The sequence below is a fragment of the Bacillus sp. 3103sda1 genome, from assembly GCF_024159135.1.
Taxonomy (GTDB): domain Bacteria; phylum Bacillota; class Bacilli; order Bacillales; family Bacillaceae_G; genus Bacillus_A; species Bacillus_A rhizoplanae.
The window spans coordinates 685,001-702,954 of record NZ_JAMYWS010000001.1; the positions used below are offsets into that span (position 1 = coordinate 685,001).

Annotated in this window: 16 protein-coding genes, 19 tRNA genes, 2 rRNA genes and 4 riboswitches (1 of these 41 cut by a window edge); of the genes, 35 read left to right on the plus strand and 2 right to left on the minus strand. The window is 39.0% G+C overall.

The features are described 5' to 3' along the window. The 23 genes from NKR74_RS03420 to NKR74_RS03530 form a co-directional block, all read left to right on the plus strand. A 23S ribosomal RNA gene (locus NKR74_RS03420) occupies positions 1 to 1,698 on the plus strand (it extends 1,225 nt beyond the left edge of the window). 101 nt (positions 1,699 to 1,799) lie between these two features. After that, a 5S ribosomal RNA gene (gene rrf, locus NKR74_RS03425) occupies positions 1,800 to 1,915 on the plus strand. A 4-nt stretch (positions 1,916 to 1,919) separates the two neighbouring features. Then, positions 1,920 to 1,995: transfer RNA gene (locus NKR74_RS03430), tRNA-Val, on the plus strand. Positions 1,996 to 2,011: 16 nt separating this feature from the next. Next, positions 2,012 to 2,095 (plus strand) — tRNA-Tyr (locus NKR74_RS03435). Positions 2,096 to 2,101: 6 nt separating this feature from the next. Then, a tRNA-Gln gene (locus NKR74_RS03440) sits at positions 2,102 to 2,176 on the plus strand. A gap of 5 nt (positions 2,177 to 2,181) precedes the next feature. Next, positions 2,182 to 2,257: transfer RNA gene (locus tag NKR74_RS03445), tRNA-Lys, on the plus strand. Positions 2,258 to 2,274: 17 nt separating this feature from the next. Continuing rightward, positions 2,275 to 2,355: transfer RNA gene (locus tag NKR74_RS03450), tRNA-Leu, on the plus strand. 36 nt (positions 2,356 to 2,391) lie between these two features. Continuing rightward, positions 2,392 to 2,466: transfer RNA gene (locus NKR74_RS03455), tRNA-Gly, on the plus strand. Between the two features lie 16 nt (positions 2,467 to 2,482). Next, a tRNA-Leu gene (locus tag NKR74_RS03460) sits at positions 2,483 to 2,571 on the plus strand. A 3-nt stretch (positions 2,572 to 2,574) separates the two neighbouring features. After that, positions 2,575 to 2,648: transfer RNA gene (locus tag NKR74_RS03465), tRNA-Arg, on the plus strand. 9 nt (positions 2,649 to 2,657) lie between these two features. Next, positions 2,658 to 2,731 (plus strand) — tRNA-Pro (locus NKR74_RS03470). A 14-nt stretch (positions 2,732 to 2,745) separates the two neighbouring features. Further along, positions 2,746 to 2,821, plus strand: a tRNA-Ala gene (locus NKR74_RS03475). A gap of 18 nt (positions 2,822 to 2,839) precedes the next feature. Then, a tRNA-Ser gene (locus NKR74_RS03480) sits at positions 2,840 to 2,932 on the plus strand. Between the two features lie 28 nt (positions 2,933 to 2,960). After that, positions 2,961 to 3,037: transfer RNA gene (locus NKR74_RS03485), tRNA-Met, on the plus strand. A gap of 2 nt (positions 3,038 to 3,039) precedes the next feature. Then, positions 3,040 to 3,115, plus strand: a tRNA-Asp gene (locus tag NKR74_RS03490). A gap of 10 nt (positions 3,116 to 3,125) precedes the next feature. After that, positions 3,126 to 3,201: transfer RNA gene (locus NKR74_RS03495), tRNA-Phe, on the plus strand. Positions 3,202 to 3,217: 16 nt separating this feature from the next. After that, a tRNA-Thr gene (locus NKR74_RS03500) sits at positions 3,218 to 3,293 on the plus strand. 3 nt (positions 3,294 to 3,296) lie between these two features. Continuing rightward, positions 3,297 to 3,367, plus strand: a tRNA-Trp gene (locus NKR74_RS03505). A gap of 13 nt (positions 3,368 to 3,380) precedes the next feature. Then, positions 3,381 to 3,457: transfer RNA gene (locus tag NKR74_RS03510), tRNA-Ile, on the plus strand. A gap of 3 nt (positions 3,458 to 3,460) precedes the next feature. Beyond that, positions 3,461 to 3,535, plus strand: a tRNA-Asn gene (locus NKR74_RS03515). A 1-nt stretch (position 3,536) separates the two neighbouring features. Further along, positions 3,537 to 3,608, plus strand: a tRNA-Glu gene (locus tag NKR74_RS03520). Between the two features lie 610 nt (positions 3,609 to 4,218). Then, positions 4,219 to 4,638: a CBS domain-containing protein gene (locus NKR74_RS03525; RefSeq protein ID WP_098308059.1), complete on the plus strand. Its 420-nt coding sequence runs from the start codon at positions 4,219 to 4,221 to the stop codon at positions 4,636 to 4,638. A 455-nt stretch (positions 4,639 to 5,093) separates the two neighbouring features. After that, entirely contained in the window at positions 5,094 to 6,245 is a 1,152-nt protein-coding gene (locus tag NKR74_RS03530) for a DUF3965 domain-containing protein (RefSeq protein WP_253628631.1), read from the plus strand. 312 nt (positions 6,246 to 6,557) lie between these two features. Here NKR74_RS03530 and NKR74_RS03535 read toward each other — a convergent pair whose 3' ends face one another. After that, positions 6,558 to 6,893 (minus strand): hypothetical protein, encoded by a 336-nt coding sequence (locus NKR74_RS03535; protein ID WP_098308065.1) that lies wholly within the window; start codon positions 6,891 to 6,893, stop codon positions 6,558 to 6,560. A 6-nt stretch (positions 6,894 to 6,899) separates the two neighbouring features. Then, entirely contained in the window at positions 6,900 to 8,057 is a 1,158-nt protein-coding gene (locus tag NKR74_RS03540; protein WP_253628632.1) for an SH3 domain-containing protein, read from the minus strand. Positions 8,058 to 8,460: 403 nt separating this feature from the next. Continuing rightward, positions 8,461 to 8,569, plus strand: a riboswitch (TPP riboswitch). Positions 8,570 to 8,628: 59 nt separating this feature from the next. Continuing rightward, positions 8,629 to 8,729, plus strand: a riboswitch (TPP riboswitch). Between the two features lie 85 nt (positions 8,730 to 8,814). On the opposite strand from NKR74_RS03540, the gene tenA reads away from it, so the two are divergent. The 12 genes from tenA (at position 8,815) to NKR74_RS03600 (ending at position 17,552) form a co-directional block, all read left to right on the plus strand. Then, positions 8,815 to 9,510: a thiaminase II gene (gene tenA, locus NKR74_RS03545; RefSeq protein WP_098308069.1), complete on the plus strand. Its 696-nt coding sequence runs from the start codon at positions 8,815 to 8,817 to the stop codon at positions 9,508 to 9,510. Beyond that, the gene (locus tag NKR74_RS03550; RefSeq protein WP_253628633.1) at positions 9,479 to 10,228 is read left to right on the plus strand and encodes an ABC transporter ATP-binding protein; all 750 of its coding nucleotides are present in this window, start codon (positions 9,479 to 9,481) and stop codon (positions 10,226 to 10,228) included. The genes tenA and NKR74_RS03550 overlap by 32 nt, the downstream gene beginning before the upstream one ends. Continuing rightward, a complete protein-coding gene (locus NKR74_RS03555; RefSeq protein WP_253628634.1) occupies positions 10,225 to 10,977 on the plus strand; it encodes an ABC transporter permease in 753 nt (250 codons plus the stop codon). Before NKR74_RS03550 ends, NKR74_RS03555 begins: the two co-directional genes overlap by 4 nt. Then, positions 10,974 to 11,993, plus strand: a complete 1,020-nt coding sequence (locus NKR74_RS03560) for an ABC transporter substrate-binding protein (protein ID WP_253628635.1) — start codon at positions 10,974 to 10,976, stop codon at positions 11,991 to 11,993. Before NKR74_RS03555 ends, NKR74_RS03560 begins: the two co-directional genes overlap by 4 nt. 10 nt (positions 11,994 to 12,003) lie before the next feature. After that, a complete protein-coding gene (gene tenI / locus NKR74_RS03565; protein WP_253628636.1) occupies positions 12,004 to 12,633 on the plus strand; it encodes a thiazole tautomerase TenI in 630 nt (209 codons plus the stop codon). Beyond that, a complete protein-coding gene (gene thiO, locus NKR74_RS03570; protein ID WP_253628637.1) occupies positions 12,617 to 13,726 on the plus strand; it encodes a glycine oxidase ThiO in 1,110 nt (369 codons plus the stop codon). Before tenI ends, thiO begins: the two co-directional genes overlap by 17 nt. A 15-nt stretch (positions 13,727 to 13,741) precedes the next feature. Continuing rightward, complete coding sequence (thiS, locus tag NKR74_RS03575) at positions 13,742 to 13,945, plus strand: sulfur carrier protein ThiS (RefSeq protein ID WP_253628638.1); 204 nt, start codon at positions 13,742 to 13,744, stop codon at positions 13,943 to 13,945. 2 nt (positions 13,946 to 13,947) lie between these two features. Next, positions 13,948 to 14,718, plus strand: coding sequence for a thiazole synthase (locus tag NKR74_RS03580; protein WP_253628639.1), 771 nt, complete (start codon positions 13,948 to 13,950; stop codon positions 14,716 to 14,718). Further along, positions 14,711 to 15,730, plus strand: a complete 1,020-nt coding sequence (locus NKR74_RS03585) for a thiazole biosynthesis adenylyltransferase ThiF (protein WP_253628640.1) — start codon at positions 14,711 to 14,713, stop codon at positions 15,728 to 15,730. The genes NKR74_RS03580 and NKR74_RS03585 overlap by 8 nt, the downstream gene beginning before the upstream one ends. Before the next feature lie 5 nt (positions 15,731 to 15,735). Next, positions 15,736 to 16,557 carry a bifunctional hydroxymethylpyrimidine kinase/phosphomethylpyrimidine kinase gene (gene thiD / locus NKR74_RS03590; RefSeq protein WP_253628641.1) on the plus strand — a complete coding sequence of 274 codons (822 nt, stop codon included), beginning with the start codon at positions 15,736 to 15,738 and terminating at the stop codon, positions 16,555 to 16,557. A 93-nt stretch (positions 16,558 to 16,650) separates the two neighbouring features. Further along, a riboswitch (cyclic di-AMP (ydaO/yuaA leader) is annotated at positions 16,651 to 16,802 on the plus strand. A 94-nt stretch (positions 16,803 to 16,896) separates the two neighbouring features. Further along, complete coding sequence (locus NKR74_RS03595; protein ID WP_253628642.1) at positions 16,897 to 17,298, plus strand: hypothetical protein; 402 nt, start codon at positions 16,897 to 16,899, stop codon at positions 17,296 to 17,298. Positions 17,299 to 17,315: 17 nt separating this feature from the next. Then, on the plus strand, positions 17,316 to 17,552 hold the full coding sequence (locus NKR74_RS03600; protein WP_253628643.1) for a hypothetical protein: 237 nt from the start codon (positions 17,316 to 17,318) through the stop codon (positions 17,550 to 17,552). 240 nt (positions 17,553 to 17,792) lie between these two features. Next, a riboswitch (cyclic di-AMP (ydaO/yuaA leader) is annotated at positions 17,793 to 17,936 on the plus strand. Positions 17,937 to 17,954 lie beyond the last annotated feature (18 nt).

Below are 17,954 nucleotides of genomic sequence, written 5' to 3' on the forward strand. Positions count from 1 at the left end.
TCAGTGGTAGGGGAGCGTTCTAAGTGCTGTGAAGTCAGATCGTAAGGACTGGTGGAGCGCTTAGAAGTGAGAATGCCGGTATGAGTAGCGAAAGACGGGTGAGAATCCCGTCCACCGAATGCCTAAGGTTTCCTGAGGAAGGCTCGTCCGCTCAGGGTTAGTCAGGACCTAAGCCGAGGCCGACAGGCGTAGGCGATGGACAACAGGTTGATATTCCTGTACCACCTCTTTATCGTTTGAGCAATGGAGGGACGCAGAAGGATAGAAGAAGCGTGCGATTGGTTGTGCACGTCCAAGCAGTTAGGCTGGTAAGTAGGCAAATCCGCTTACCGCAAAGGCTGAGCTGTGATGGGGAAGCTCCTTATGGAGCGAAGTCTTTGATTCCCCGCTGCCAAGAAAAGCTTCTAGCGAGATAAAAGGTGCCTGTACCGCAAACCGACACAGGTAGGCGAGGAGAGAATCCTAAGGTGTGCGAGAGAACTCTGGTTAAGGAACTCGGCAAAATGACCCCGTAACTTCGGGAGAAGGGGTGCTTTCTTAACGGAAAGCCGCAGTGAATAGGCCCAAGCGACTGTTTAGCAAAAACACAGGTCTCTGCGAAGCCGTAAGGCGAAGTATAGGGGCTGACACCTGCCCGGTGCTGGAAGGTTAAGGAGAGGGGTTAGCGCAAGCGAAGCTCTGAACTGAAGCCCCAGTAAACGGCGGCCGTAACTATAACGGTCCTAAGGTAGCGAAATTCCTTGTCGGGTAAGTTCCGACCCGCACGAAAGGTGTAACGATTTGGGCACTGTCTCAACCAGAGACTCGGTGAAATTATAGTACCTGTGAAGATGCAGGTTACCCGCGACAGGACGGAAAGACCCCGTGGAGCTTTACTGTAGCCTGATATTGAATTTTGGTACAGCTTGTACAGGATAGGCGGGAGCCTTTGAAGCCGGAGCGCTAGCTTCGGTGGAGGCGCTGGTGGGATACCGCCCTGGCTGTATTGAAATTCTAACCTACGGGTCTTATCGACCCGGGAGACAGTGTCAGGTGGGCAGTTTGACTGGGGCGGTCGCCTCCTAAAAAGTAACGGAGGCGCCCAAAGGTTCCCTCAGAATGGTTGGAAATCATTCGTAGAGTGCAAAGGCATAAGGGAGCTTGACTGCGAGACCTACAAGTCGAGCAGGGACGAAAGTCGGGCTTAGTGATCCGGTGGTTCCGCATGGAAGGGCCATCGCTCAACGGATAAAAGCTACCCCGGGGATAACAGGCTTATCTCCCCCAAGAGTCCACATCGACGGGGAGGTTTGGCACCTCGATGTCGGCTCATCGCATCCTGGGGCTGTAGTCGGTCCCAAGGGTTGGGCTGTTCGCCCATTAAAGCGGTACGCGAGCTGGGTTCAGAACGTCGTGAGACAGTTCGGTCCCTATCCGTCGTGGGCGTAGGAAATTTGAGAGGAGCTGTCCTTAGTACGAGAGGACCGGGATGGACGCACCGCTGGTGTACCAGTTGTTCTGCCAAGGGCATAGCTGGGTAGCTATGTGCGGAAGGGATAAGTGCTGAAAGCATCTAAGCATGAAGCCCCCCTCAAGATGAGATTTCCCATAGCGTTAAGCTAGTAAGATCCCTGAAAGATGATCAGGTTGATAGGTTCGAGGTGGAAGCATGGTGACATGTGGAGCTGACGAATACTAATAGATCGAGGACTTAACCATATAATATGAAGCAAATGTTATCTAGTTTTGAGAGAACATAAAAAACTTGTTGACTTTTTCAGTGAATCAAGTATAATAATGATTGTCTCAAATGAATATAGTCTGGTAATGATGGCAGAGAGGTCACACCCGTTCCCATACCGAACACGGAAGTTAAGCTCTCTAGCGCCGATGGTAGTTGGGACTTTGTCCCTGTGAGAGTAGGACGTTGCCAGGCAAATGGAGGATTAGCTCAGCTGGGAGAGCACCTGCCTTACAAGCAGGGGGTCGGCGGTTCGATCCCGTCATCCTCCACCATATATATTTAAATGTCGGAGGGGTAGCGAAGTGGCTAAACGCGGCGGACTGTAAATCCGCTCCTTCGGGTTCGGCAGTTCGAATCTGCCCCCCTCCACCATTTTGATGGGCTATAGCCAAGCGGTAAGGCAACGGACTTTGACTCCGTCATGCGCTGGTTCGAATCCAGCTAGCCCAGCCATTTAAGAGCCATTAGCTCAGTTGGTAGAGCATCTGACTTTTAATCAGAGGGTCGAAGGTTCGAGTCCTTCATGGCTCACCATTTTAAAAATGTAGTATGCGGGTGTGGCGGAATTGGCAGACGCACCAGACTTAGGATCTGGCGCCTTTGGCGTGGGGGTTCGACTCCCTTCACCCGCACTTTTAATTAAATAAGTAATCAGTCATATATGTTTTGCGGAAGTAGTTCAGTGGTAGAATACAACCTTGCCAAGGTTGGGGTCGCGGGTTCGAATCCCGTCTTCCGCTCCAATTTTCAATATGACATGCCGGGGTGGCGGAACAGGCAGACGCACAGGACTTAAAATCCTGCGGTGGGTGACCACCGTGCGGGTTCGACCCCCGCCCTCGGCACCATATGCGCCCGTAGCTCAATTGGATAGAGCGTTTGACTACGGATCAAAAGGTTAGGGGTTCGAGTCCTCTCGGGCGCGCTTTATTAACGGGAAGTGGCTCAGCTTGGTAGAGCACCTGGTTTGGGACCAGGGGGTCGCAGGTTCGAATCCTGTCTTCCCGATAGTTTTAAAAAATGGGGCCTTAGCTCAGCTGGGAGAGCGCCTGCCTTGCACGCAGGAGGTCAGCGGTTCGATCCCGCTAGGCTCCACCATTAAAGCTTCATATATACGGAGGTATACCCAAGTTCGGCTGAAGGGATCGGTCTTGAAAACCGACAGGCGGCGAGAGTCGCGCGGGGGTTCGAATCCCTCTACCTCCTCCATTTTTTATTTAAAAGAATATTATATCATCGCGGGGTGGAGCAGTCTGGTAGCTCGTCGGGCTCATAACCCGAAGGTCGCAGGTTCAAATCCTGTCCCCGCAACCAATGGTCCCGTGGTGTAGTGGTTAACATGCCTGCCTGTCACGCAGGAGATCGCCGGTTCGACCCCGGTCGGGACCGCCATTTACATAAAGGCTCGGTAGCTCAGTCGGTAGAGCAGAGGACTGAAAATCCTCGTGTCGGCGGTTCGATTCCGTCCCGAGCCACCATTTTTTTTGTAGACTAGCCGGCTTAGCTCAATTGGTAGAGCAACTGACTTGTAATCAGTAGGTTGGGGGTTCAAGTCCTCTAGCCGGCACCACTTAGGGGCATAGTTTAACGGTAGAACAGAGGTCTCCAAAACCTCCGGCGTGGGTTCGATTCCTACTGCCCCTGTAGAAAAGATTAAGGGCCTATAGCTCAGCTGGTTAGAGCGCACGCCTGATAAGCGTGAGGTCGATGGTTCGAGTCCATTTAGGCCCACCATATTCCGCAGTAGCTCAGTGGTAGAGCTATCGGCTGTTAACCGATCGGTCGTAGGTTCGAGTCCTACCTGCGGAGCCATGGCCCGTTGGTCAAGTGGTTAAGACACCGCCCTTTCACGGCGGTAACACGGGTTCGAATCCCGTACGGGTCACTTTAAAAAGAGTCAGCACCATGCTGACTCTTTTTTATTTGAAAAAAATGATATTATATATTATGCCTTCTACATCTTTGATTAATAATCTCCTTATAAATATATAAATATGTTTATCCTACTACTCCCGGATTTACCTTAAGGCTCAAAGGAGTCAAAGAAGGTAGCTAGATGATATAAATACCCATAGCTCATTTTGATAGTAAGTTTATTTTTAATATGTTATGAAATATTTCATTTTTTATTGTAAATAATGAAGGATTTTGTATTATTTTATATAATTAGGAAAGAATATAGTGCATTATATTTTATCAATTGACTATTTTAGCTAAGCTGATGAATAAAATTATTATTTTCTCTCCTCAATCCTAATGATCTTAGATGGATCGTCATATTTAAGAATACCCCATTTAGTTTGTTCTATAGCTAGTGACTAAAAGTCTAATTGTGACCTTAGCCGGTGCTGTTTAGAAAATTCTCCGAGGTTGGCAAAGTGCAATTTCCTTTGTTTTTATAGAAATGAGCGTATCTTGTTGTATTTATCTTTCTAGGAAGCGCGAATTTAAATGAGGAGAATTGGAAAGGCTAAAGTGTGTAAAGGAGGGTATTTATGACAACTGTTCGAGAATTGATGAGCACGAATATTGTACATTGTACGCCGCTAGATAATGTATATGAAGCGGCTGTGAAAATGAAAGAAGAAGATATAGGAATGATTCCTGTTGTAGAGAATGACCAAGTTATTGGTCTTGTAACAGATCGTGATTTAGTTGTGAGAGGGATTGCAGAAAAGCATCCAGGTTCTAATCAAATTACAAATGTTATGACAACACAAATTGTTTCAGTGTCTCCTGATGACTCTGTTGAAAAAGCGACAGAGTTAATGGCACGTTACCAAATCAGAAGATTGCCGGTAATTGAACATGGACAAATTGTGGGAATGTTATCACTTGGTGATTTAGCAACAACTAAATATGCAGATGATCAGGCGGGTGTTGCCTTAAGTGAAATATCAGAGGATACAAAGTAAAGAATAGAATATTTTATGCTAGTCTTTATCTCGCTATTCGCGGGCAGTAATACTCCCATCTCAAAATTTAGCAGAAAGCAAATTATGTAAGGGGTAAACTGCTAGCATGTCCCCGATTGGTTTCACTAATAATCCGTGGGGGATAAAGCCCTCACGGATTAAAGTTATACTTTATCCCGCTATTCGCGGGCAGTAAGACCCCTACCTCAAGATTTAGAAAAAGCGAAGAAGATAGGTAGGAGATGAAGAAAACCTCCACTGATGGAAGTTTCGCTTTATGTAAATTACTTTTGAAATTATTGTTAACAACTAGTATCATATGAAAAAAATGGTATACTAATAAATACAAAGTCTTATATATTATTTTGAATATAATAATATTATTATTAATATAATAATGGGTTTATTAACATGAAAGTATTTGATCATACATATAGAAAACGGGGGGGAATTATATGACGATTATGCAAACTGAACCTAATTGGAATTTGGTTACGGATGCGTATGAAAAGCCGGAAAATTTTGCGGATTTACTCTCTTTGCTTATACCAAAGCGTCCAAAAGGAGAAGGAAAAGAACGAACTATTCTGGCTTGGAAAGAAAAAGAATTTTATAAGAAAGAAAATTTAATTCCTTTTATTTTATATGGAATGAAAAAAATACATAATTTACCAAAGTTTCATAAAGATGAAATGCCAACTTTAGTTCGAATTGTTCGTTTATGTCAAGAAGTGGGATGGTATCAACAAGCTTATCGTTTTATGGTTGATGAAGGATTAGAGGAGTTCGTACAAACATCTCTAGATTATGAATCATGGGATGTGTTTACACAAGTAGTTGCTTGGAATTATTTAATTATAAAACAAAAAGTTGCTGAGTTAGACAGCAATGATTACTTTATTTGGGAAAGAATTAAATTTAATGTAGAGTGTATTGAAAAGTATAAGGCACTTTTGTCGCATAAAGAAATGTTGGAATTTATGTTTCTATATCTTTGTAAACAAGCAAAGACATTATCAAGAGAGAAATTAGATGAAAACCTAATGGGTTTAGCAGTATATTGTAATACATATATTTATGATTTATACACACTAGATTTATTGAAAAAATATAGAAAATGCACTGATTTCTTAACATATTATGAACCAAGCCGAGCTGTTGTAGCATGCCAACATGCGGTGATTGCACAAATATCAGATCATCTTAATCCATTAAAGACAACTCATGTTGATGATTATTTATTTGTTATAAAAGAAATAATGGAATATATGTCATTTGAATTTATGAAAAAATATGAGCATTTTATTGGGAAATTATTATCATATGTTCCATTTTTCGAGATGATTCAAGTTCCACAACATGCATATTATTGTGAAGAACTCATGTATATATGTAAAGGAATAGGGTATAAAGAGGAACTACTACGTGATTATATATTTATACAATTACCAAATTGTTTTCCTTCCTTTATTAAGCAATTTTTAAAGAATAAGCGCTATGCTTCAATACATGATATTTTATTTTACTGGTGTAGCGATGAACAGCGTATGAACTTAGAAAATAAATATAACTTAAGTTTTATTTATGAAAAATATGCGTGCGGATAAAGTGAGTTTTCCACTAATTTGATGCTTTTTCAACTAATGGTTACATAAAGTTCATTTCTTTGAGAAAGCATAATTTGTCTAGTAAATAAAAAGAAATAGCGTAGAATACAAATAAGGATTCCACTTTATGTGGAATCCTTATTTAATAGTAAATAAAAAAAGAAATTATTATGAGAGAAATCATGCCATATAAAAGGAATTGGCCATTTTTATTTTCTTTAATACCAAAAAATTCATTCATTCTTTCATATAGGTCTAAAAACGATTTTGTTAGACTAGCTTTGGATAAGCGTTGCACCATGTTCCCTCTTTCTATGTTTCTTGATATTGATGTTTACGATGTTCTGGGACATATATATATTGAGATACTATAAGAAGAATAGTCATAAAGAATACAGGGAAAATTGCGGCGGCATTTAGGCCATTATAAATAATGTTTGTTAGTAAAGAACTTATAATGAACAGTGCAGTATATATGTGTGAAATATGGCGTTTTAAACGAATTTTGAATACTTCCATCAGCACTTCACAAGCAACGAACGTAATAGCGATGCTTAAAAATACAATGTTTGTGTTGTAAATTAATAAGCAACAAATGAGACCGAAAAATGCTAAATACTCAATAATTAATGGGATATTGCGTGTCATCTTACATCACCTAACTAGGAAAGGAAGCGGATTTACTGCATTTGTTTTTTCAAAATTCCATTCCCCGTTATGTAATTCAAAATGTAAGTGTTGACCAGTGGAATGTCCTGTATTTCCCATATAACCGAGCAATTGGCCCGTTGCTACGTTATCGCCCACTTTAACTGCACGATTTTTCATGTGAGCATATACAGTTGTATATAAATTCCCATTTATATGATGGGCAACAAATACAACATTTCCATAGCTTGTAGAATAGTACGACTTAACAACAGTGCCAGGTGCAGAAGCTTGAATTGGAATATCCCCTGTTGCCGCAAAGTCTACGCCATAGTGCATCTGTCCCCAACGTACATCAAATGTTGAGCTCACGTTCCCTTGAACTGGATATTTAAATACAGCTGGAATAGATGGTTTAGCTTGTTGCTGCTGTTGCTGTTGTTGTCCTTGCAATATATATTGTTGTCCAACATAGCCATATCCTGATCCGTAGCGAATTTTATACCATGTGCCAACCTTTCCAACGACTTGTACTTGTGTTCCATTCTTTAAAGAACCAATAACAGCCGTATTTGTTCCTGCACCGCTGCGTACTTTTAATGCTGGAGTAGCAACATAATAAGAGCTTCCGCCTTGTACCGTAACTCCTTTTACTAACGGCTGAGTTCCGTTAGATAAAAACTCTTTCTTTACATAGCCATTTGTTCCGTTATGTATAATTTTATACCATCCATTTTCTTCTTCTTGGACAGTAACAAATTTCCCATTTGGTAATACATCAATAATTTCAGATTGCGTATTTGGTTCAGAGCGAACGTTTAATGCGTCTGAATTAACGATATATTGCTGCTTACTATTGCTTGGTTTTGTTAAAGAAATTGCTTCTTTTTTTACATAACCAGTTTTATTTTGAGTTTGAATTTTATACCATTCGTCTGTTGTTTCAAGAATTGTAACGGGAGTGTCACGTACAATGTTTTCAATAACGGAATCTGTTGTTTTAGGACTATTATATACTTGTAATGTATTCGTTTTTACATAACCAATTTTCGTTTTTGGTTTTTGCTGCGCTTCTACAGTTTGTACAGTGGAATCTGTCATAGACGGGAGTAAAGAAGCAGCTGCTACAGTAGCTGCTGTCATTGCTGCGGCTTTCATATTCATATAATTATAGGCCTCCTTATGTAATAAATTGTTATATTCGAAATTATAATATAACAATATTTAACTTGATTTGTGCGCATAGAAATGTAGTATTAAAAATAAATGAACATTTTCCTATACTATAAAGTCCCATAATAAAAGGATAGCAGATTTATCACTATTATGGAAATAGATAGAAGAAGTTTGCGTTTTTTGAACTTACAAAATACATAGAATGATATTTTATCTCGCTCAAAGCGTTGATATTTTAGGGAGAGGCTTTAAGATGAAAAACTCCCGTAAGACATAGAGTGACTTAACTAACCATTTTTTGGTTAAAATTACCGTCAATGGAAATTTGACTTTATAACTCAAAAGAGTTGCCGATGAGATATGGCGATGGTATACTGACTATGTTAAATGAATATAATGCTAGGGGGGCTAGTGTTGCTAGCTGAGAGTAAGACATATAGTCTTTGACCCTTGAACCTGATCTAGATGATGCTAGCGTAGGGAAGCAATTTGGACGATATACATAACGTCCCCGTTTCTTTGCGTATAGAAACGGGGATTTTTTATTGAAAATTTCATAGAACACCACTAGGGGTGCTTGTAAGCTGAGAGAGGTAGAAACCTTAACCCTTATAACCTGATCTAGGTGATACTAGCGTAGGGAAGTGGAAACAACAAATGAAGTTTTCTTTTGTTTGCTGTAACCACTTCTTATATAGAAGTGGTTTTTTATTTGGATACATATATATAGGAAGGGGAAATATAGATGACATTTTGTGAAAGATTATTTGAAAAGGTGCAGCCTGTTTGGGAAAAGAGTCATAATCATCCATTTGTAACAGGTATGGGAGATGGAACGTTAGAGAAAGATAGATTTCAATATTATATTGTTCAAGATTATTTGTATTTGTTAGATTACGCAAAATTATATGCAATCGGTGTTGTAAAAGCAACAAATCCAAAAGTAATGGCGAAGTTTGCTGAACAAATCGATGGGATTTTAAATGGAGAAATGACGATTCATAAACAATATGCAAAGCGTTTAGGAATTTCTGTTGAAGAAATGGAGTTAGCAAAGCCGTCTGCAATGAATCTAGCATATACAAACTATATGATGTCTGTATCACAAAACGGTACACTTGCTGAATTAATTGCAGCGTTGCTTCCGTGTATGTGGAGTTATTGGGAGATTGGAAAGCGTTTAAATGATATTCCAGGAGCACGCGACCATGAATTTTTTGGCGAGTGGATTCAAGGGTATAGCTCTGAAGAATACGGAAATCTTTGTGTATGGTTAATTGAGTTATTTAATGAAATTGCAATTGGAAAAACAGAAGAAGAACTAGATCGTTTAGAAGAAATCTTCTTATATTCCAGTCGTTTTGAATATTTATTCTGGGATATGGCATATCGTAAGGAGATGTGGGGTTTTGAGGAGCAAGAACATACTACAGTTTCATAACGTTTCCTTTCATTATGATGAGAAGCAGATTATAACGAATCTTGATGCTGCAGTACAGGAAGGGGAATTCGTTAGTATTATTGGGCCAAGTGGCTGCGGAAAAAGCACATTGTTTCGGCTCATTACAGGACTCGAAAAAGCAAGTGAGGGCACTATTGATGTGATAGGAGCAACCGATCACCCTGTCGGTTATATGCCACAAAAAGATATGTTACTCCCGTGGCGAACAATTATTGAAAACGCAGCTTTGCCTCTTGAATGTCAAGGTGTGAAGAAAAAAGAAGCACAAATGAAAGCACAAGAATTGTTGGAGCAGTTTGGACTGCAAGGTTATGAAAATAAACAACCAAAAGATTTATCAGGCGGAATGCGGCAACGTGTCTCTTTTATTCGTACGTTGTTAACTGGCGGAGATCTTTTACTATTAGATGAACCATTTAGTGCGCTTGATGCATTGACGAAAGCATCTCTGCAAGAATGGCTATTTGAACAATGGAAACATTGGCGAAAAACAATTTTATTTATTACACATGATGTTGATGAAGCGCTTTATCTTTCCAATCGCATTTTTATCGTAACAGAGCAGCCCATTACATCATTGACGGAACGGGTCGTACCTCTTGGACAAGAACGATCTCGAAAGGATTTACATCGTCCAGAAATGCTAGCATTAAAAGATGAACTTATGGGGCTGTTACAAAGGCAGGTACTTGTATGAAAAGAATTGTAGATTATGTTCCAGCTTTTATTGTTACTGCTATTTTTCTTATTGTTTGGGAAGTAGGAGCACGGATTCTCGATGAAATGTACATTTTACCATCCCCAAGTGCCATTGTTCAAAAAATGTGGGAGTTACGGGATATATTGCTTACGGTGCATTTACCAGCAACGCTTTCTGTTACAGTTATCGGTATTATCATTTCCATTGTATTAGGTGTTGGTTTAGCAATGGTGATGAGTATGAGCTCATTTGCTGAGAAAGCATTTTATCCACTACTAGTTGCTTCACAAACGATTCCAATTACAGCTTTGGCACCATTATTTGTTTTATGGTTTGGCTATTCTATTTGGAGTAAAGTTGTTGTCACAGTACTCATTACGTTCTTTCCAATTGCAGTGAATACGTATGATGGCCTTCGCGGTACGAAAAAGGAATGGGAAGAGCTTTTGATTACATATGGTGCAACAAAAAAGGATGTTTTCTTAAAATTGAAATTACCATCCGCACTTCCATACTTTTTCTCTGCTTTGAAGGTGGCCCTGCCGTTCAGTGTTATCGGGGCAGCAATTGGAGAATGGCTTGGAGCGCAAGCGGGACTAGGGTATTTTAGTAAACGAATGATGACACAAATGGATGGTGCGGGGGTGTTTGCACCAATTGTTTTATTGTCATTACTTGCTATTTTCTTTGTATTACTTGTTTCTATATTAGAGAAGAAGTTTATTAGTTGGAGGAAGCATGCATGAAATTATTAAAACGCATTTTTGTGTTTACATTATTAATTGCGATGGTTGCTGGGTGTTCTAGCAATTCGGCATCAGAAAAGGAAAAAAGTGAAAAAAAGAAAAAAGGTGAAAAAGAAGTAACTGTAATGCTCGATTGGTATCCAAATGCAGTGCATAGCTTTATTTATGCAGCAATTGAAAAAGGATATTTTAAAGAAGAAGGTATCAAGGTAAATATTAAATTCCCTTCAAATCCAACTGATCCATTAACGTTAGCAGCGGCAGGAAAGGTAACGGTCGGATTATATTATCAGCCTGATGTTGTTATTGCTAGAGCGAATGAAAATATTCCAGTGAAGTCTATCGGAGCAGTTGTTCGCTCACCTTTAAACCATGTCGTATCGTTAAAATCAGCTGGCATTTCTTCTCCAAAAGATTTGGAAGGAAAAACAGTTGGATATTCAGGAACACCGTTAAGTGAAGAGTATTTAAAAACGATGGTTAAAGAAGATGGTGGAAATCCAGATAACGTAAAAGTAGTTGATGTTGGCTTTGATTTAGTACCGGCTCTTACTACGAAAAAAGTAGATGCTGTAACAGGCGCATATATTAACCATGAAGTACCAGTACTGCGCCACGAAGGTTTTGACCCAGCATATTTTAACCCAGCAGATTACGGTGTACCGAATTATCATGAACTTGTATTTGTAACAGGCGATAAAACATTGAAGAAAGATAAAGAAACATTGCAAGCTTTTTTACGCGGGGCGAAAAAAGGTTACGAATTTATGAAGCAAAATCCAGATGAAGCATTAAACATTTTATTAGACCATCAAGAAAAAGAAAATTTCCCTCTTATTCCAGAAGTTGAAAAAGAAAGTATGAACATTTTATTAGATAAAATGGAAACGAAAGATGAACCATTTTTATCAGATACAGCAGATTCATGGGAAAAACAAAATAAGTGGTTGAAAGAAAAAGGGATGGCAAAAGAAATTGTTCCTGCAAATGAGTTGTTTGAGAACATTTTAAAGTAGGCGAATTTATATGAAAGATGAGCTTCACGTCATATCAAATGGTCGTATGCCGTTTGAAGAGTTAGCAAATATAGCAACTGAGATTGAAAGTGAAATAGATTATTTGCACATTCGTGAGCGGGAGAAAAGTACGAAAGAGTTATATGAAGGTGTGGAAAAGCTCTTAAATAAGGGCTTTCCCTCTTCTAAGCTTGTAATCAATGATCGGATTGATATTGCAATTTTATTAAATATTAGACGTGTACAGCTTGGCTATCGCAGCGCTGATATGAGATCTGTCAAAGAAAAATTTTCTTATTTACATGTTGGTTATTCTGTTCATTCACTTGAAGAAGCGATTGTTGCTTTTAAAAGAGGTGCGGATTCTCTTATGTATGGACATTTGTTTCAAACAAACTCCAAAAAAGGAGTTCCGCCAAGAGGATTAGAAGAAATTACAGAAATGGCAAAACAGTTAACAACCCCAATTACTGCTATTGGAGGGATTACTCCTGATAATACAGCAGAAGTACTTGGTACCGGGGCTACTGGTATTGCAATTATGTCCGGAATTTTAAGTGCAGTAAAACCGAATGAGCAAGCGAAATTATATAAGGAAACGATACGAAAGTGGGCGAGAAATCATGAAAAAAATATATGATGTTGCCATCGTTGGCGGCGGTGTAATCGGAAGTTCAGTTGCACATTTTCTTGCTGAAAGAGGCTATAAAGTTGCCATCATTGAAAAACAAAAGATTGCTTCTGAAGCTTCTAAAGCAGCGGCCGGATTACTAGGTGTACAGGCGGAATGGGATGAATATGATCCGCTGTTTGAATTAGGTAGGCAAAGCCGCGCGATGTTTCCAAAGCTTGCAAGTGTATTGCGTGATAAAACCGGAATTGATATAGGATATGAAGAAAAAGGAATTTACCGTATTGCTCAAAGTGAAGAAGAGAGCGTACGGCTTCTCCATATCATGAAATGGCAGCAACAAACAGGAGAAGAATCACATTTTATCTCAGGTGAAGAACTGCGTGAAAAGGAACCATGTTTATCCTCTTCTATTATTGGAGCCGTATATCATCCAAAAGATGGCCATGTGATTGCACCTGAGTTGACAAAAGCATTTGCTCACTCTGCTGCAATATCTGGAACGGATATATATGAAGAAACTGAAGTGTTTGATATTCAAATTAAGGATAATCAAGTAACAGGATTATTTACAACAGAAGGAACAATCTCATGTGAAAAAGTAGTAATTGCCGGAGGTTCATGGAGTACAAAACTACTAGAATATTTTCATAGTGAGTGGGGCACATACCCTGTTAAAGGTGAAGTTGTTGCGGTGCGCAGTCGTAAGCCACTGCTACAAACCCCTATTTTTCAGGAGCGATTTTATATTGCACCAAAACGCGGTGGACGTTATGTCATTGGGGCGACAATGAAACCTCATACATATAACAAAGCTGTGCGTCCAGAAAGTATTACTTCTATATTAGAGCGTGCTTATAGTATCCTTCCAGCATTAAAAGAAGCAGAATGGGAAAGTGCATGGGCAGGATTACGTCCGCAATCGAATCATAGTATGCCGTATATTGGTATGCATGAAGAAATTAACGGGTTATACGCTTGTACTGGCCATTATCGAAATGGAATTTTATTAAGTCCAATTTCAGGCCAATATATGGCTGATCTTATAGAAGGAAAGCAAGATAATCGTTTATTAGATTCATTGCTTTCACAATCTATTTAGTAAGGAGATGAAAGCTTGAACTTAAAAATTAATGGTAGACAAGTAGAGGTACCAAGTGAGGTTAAGACGGTAGCTGATTTGCTTGCTCATTTAGGATTAGAGACGAAAATTGTTGTTGTAGAACGCAATCAAGACATTTTACAAAAAGATGATCATCGAGATACATCTGTTTTTGATGGAGATCAAATTGAAATTGTAACATTCGTAGGAGGCGGTTGATTATGTTAAATATTGGACCATTTACTTTTAATTCTAGACTGTTATTAGGAACAGGGAAATTTTCCGATTTTGATGTACAAAAGAAAGCAATTGAAGTATCAGAAGCAGAAATTTTAACGTTTGCGGTGCGTCGTATGGATATTTTTGATGCAGAGCAACCAAACTTACTAGAAAAAATTGACGTAACAAAGTATACACTTCTTCCAAATACAGCAGGAGCAAAAACAGCAGAAGAAGCAGTGCGCATTGCGAAACTAGCAAAAGCATCAGGATTATGTGACATGATTAAAGTAGAAGTAATCGGTGATGATAAAACGTTATTGCCAGATCCAGTTGAAACGTTAAAAGCATCCGAAATGCTATTAAAAGAAGGGTTTATTGTTCTGCCGTATACGTCTGATGATGTTGTGCTAGCGCGTAAATTACAAGAATTAGGTGTCCATGCAGTTATGCCAGGAGCATCACCAATTGGTTCTGGTCTTGGTATTGTAAATCCATTGAATTTAAGCTTTATTATTGAGCAAGCAACTGTTCCAGTTATTGTTGATGCTGGTATCGGTAGTCCAGCTGACGCAGCGTTTGCGATGGAATTAGGTGCAGATGGTGTTTTACTGAATACAGCTGTTTCTGGAGCGAAAGATCCTGTGAAAATGGCAGAAGCAATGAAGCTGAGTATTCATGCAGGTCGGTTAGGTTTTGAAGCGGGACGTATTGCACGTAAGCGCTGTGCAACTGCAAGTAGCCCGTTAGAAGGAATGAGCATTCTTGAATAGTCGATATTCCCGTCAAGTATTGTTTTCTCCAATTGGAGAAGAGGGACAGCAAAAAATAAGAGAAAAGCATGTATTAATTATCGGTGCAGGAGCACTTGGAAGTGCGAATGCAGAGATGCTCGTTCGTGCTGGAATTGGCAAAGTAACGATCGTTGATCGCGATTACATTGATTGGAGTAATTTGCAGCGTCAACAGTTATATTGTGAAGAAGATGTACGAAATAATTTACCAAAAGCGGTGGCAGCAAAGCGCCGCTTACAAGCTATTAATAGCGGTGTAGTTGTAGAAGCCTACGTACAAGACGTAACAGCAGAAGAACTAGAAGAGTTTGTTACAAGGGTAGATCTTATTATCGATGCAACAGATAATTTTGAGACCCGTTTTATTGTAAATGATATATCACAAAAACATTCGGTGCCATGGATTTATGGAGCCTGCGTCGGTAGTTACGGTCTTTCTTATACAATTTTACCAGGAAAGACACCGTGTTTATCTTGTTTATTACAATCTATCCCGCTTGGCGGAGCGACATGTGATACTGCAGGGATTATTTCACCTGCTGTATCCATCGTTGTATCACATCAAATTGCAGAGGCATTAAAGATTTTAGTAGAGGATTATGAAGCCCTTCGCGATGGACTCATTTCATTTGATGTATGGAAAAATGAATATTCATGTATGAATGTACAGAAATTGAGAAAAAAACAATGTCTATCATGCGGAGAGGAAGCAGTTTATCCGTATTTAAGTAAGGAAAATACTTCTAAGACAGCTGTTTTATGCGGCAGAAATACAGTGCAAATTCGTCCGCCATATAAAGAACAGTTCGATCTTTCTATGTATAAAAATCTGTTACAAGATCGTGTAATGGATTTAACCGTTAATCCGTATTTATTATCGTTTTCTGTTGATGATAAACGGCTAGTAGCATTTCAGGATGGCCGTGTGCTCGTACATGGTACAAAAGATATTGCGGAAGCAAAAACAATTTATCATCGTTACTTTGGTTAAAAAGGGTGAGTAAAATGAAAGTGAATAAAGCATTAACGATTGCTGGTTCTGATAGCGGCGGCGGTGCAGGTATTCAAGCTGATTTAAAAACGTTTCAAGAGCTCGGTGTGTACGGAATGACAGCAATTACAGCGATTACTGCACAAAATACACTTGGTGTACAAGGAGTATATCCTGTTCCAGTGGAAGGTATTCAAGAACAGTTAAATTCTATCGGCGCTGATTTAACACCAGATGCAGTGAAACTTGGCATGTTATTTAGTAGTGAAATTATTAAAATCGTAGCTGAAAAAATCAAATCATTTTCATGGAATAATATTGTATTAGATCCTGTTATGATTGCAAAAGGCGGAGCATCTTTATTACAACAAGAAGCTGTTGCAGCATTAAAAGAATATTTATTGCCGCTTGCAACGGTAATTACTCCAAATGTTCCTGAAGCAGAAGTGTTAACAGGAATGAAGATTCATACGATTGAAGATAGTAAAGAAGCTGCGAAAGTACTGCATAATTTAGGTGCGAAGTTTGTTGTCATGAAAGGCGGGCATGCGGCGTATCAAGGAAATGAAGTAATAGATTTATTGTTTGATGGCAAGGCATTTGTTGAGTACAGAAGCGAACGTATCGATTCCACGCAAACGCACGGAAGCGGATGTACATTTGCCGCAGCTGTAACGGCAGGATTAGCAAAAGGTTATGAGATTGAAGAAGCAGTTCGTGAAGCAAAGTGTTTTATTAGTATAGCAATTGAAGACGAGCTGAATATTGGTAGCGGGCATGGACCAACGAATCATTTTGCTTATAGACGTAGAAGTATAAATGTATAAATATGTATTTTTTAAAAAAGCCAGTTGAAAAAACTGGCTTTTTTCTTGTTTACTTTTTCCAAAATTAGGAGTACTATATCAGCCAGAATCTATTTTTCTAGAACGCTAAATCCAGAGTCTGGAGCGGAGGAACCAATTGTGTATTGTGCATTGTCACTAGGGGTGAATCTTTCTTAGGGAAAGTAGGGCTACTCTCAAAGCCCGAATCCGACAGCTAACTCCGTAAGCGTATTGAGAGAGGATGATGCAAATGAATACATTAATTCATCGGTCCGACTAGTATAAAAGAATTTTAATAATATAATTTAAAATTCTTTTATGCGGGGGAGGATGAAATACATGGATGAGGACAAAGAGTACACACTCATTTGTGTAGGAGAAGCGGAAAAAATTAAGAGTTTACAAAATTTAGCGCTTTTACAAAGTAAAATAATCATTTTCACAGAGAATGAGCATATGGTTAATGAAGTGAAAGCATGTGGATTTCAGCAAGCATATTGTTGTCCAAATGAATCAAAGATGATTGTAAAAATATGCAGAGGAATAAAAAAAGTAATTTTACTAGGAGATGAATTATCCACAATTAGTTTTTTTGCGGAGCGTATTCGCTTTTCTTTTCATGCACCTATTACGGTTGTCACGCGAAATAAACAATATCCAAAGCGCCTCTATGAAACGATAGGAGTTAAATTAGTGGTGTTTACAACTTGTGATAACATTTCGTTTTTGATTTTAGAGTAGGAGCGGAGGAAACGAATATGAAAATATTCCTTTGTCGTGATTTAGCAACGCGCTGGGCTCTATCGTTAGAACGAGTATATGAGTTAGTTGAGTATGATCCACTCTTTCCGAAGCCATCTGTAATTATTCCACCAGAAGATATTTGTTTATATTTAGAGCAAGACATTATCGAATATGAGAAACAACATACGGAATTAGTGCAAGTATATGTTAGAGGTCGTAATTTACGTTCTTTTTTTCATGATTTAGATTAAGTGTTTAGAAGGTTATCTCATGTATTGAGATAACCTTTTTGTTTTAAATTTGCAAAAGAACGTCTATTTTACGAAAAAAGAAGAAAACAAAAGAAAAAAGATGATAAAAGAGTATTTCCCATTAATGTAAGCGTTTAACAGGTGTTATATTTTCATATTTTAGCTATTTCACCTCTTTACAAGTGAAATTTAGAGGAGTATATTTACTTTCATAAATTGTTCATAAAATTTCCAAAAAACAACCTGATATCGCTGAGTCCAGAAATGGAGCGGGGGAACCAATTTTGTGCATTGTCACTTGGGGTGAATCTTTCATGACGAAAGTAGGGCTACTCTTTAGGCCCGAATCCGACAGCTAACCTCGTAAGCGTTTGGAGAGGAGGTTTACTTTTGTGTTGTTCA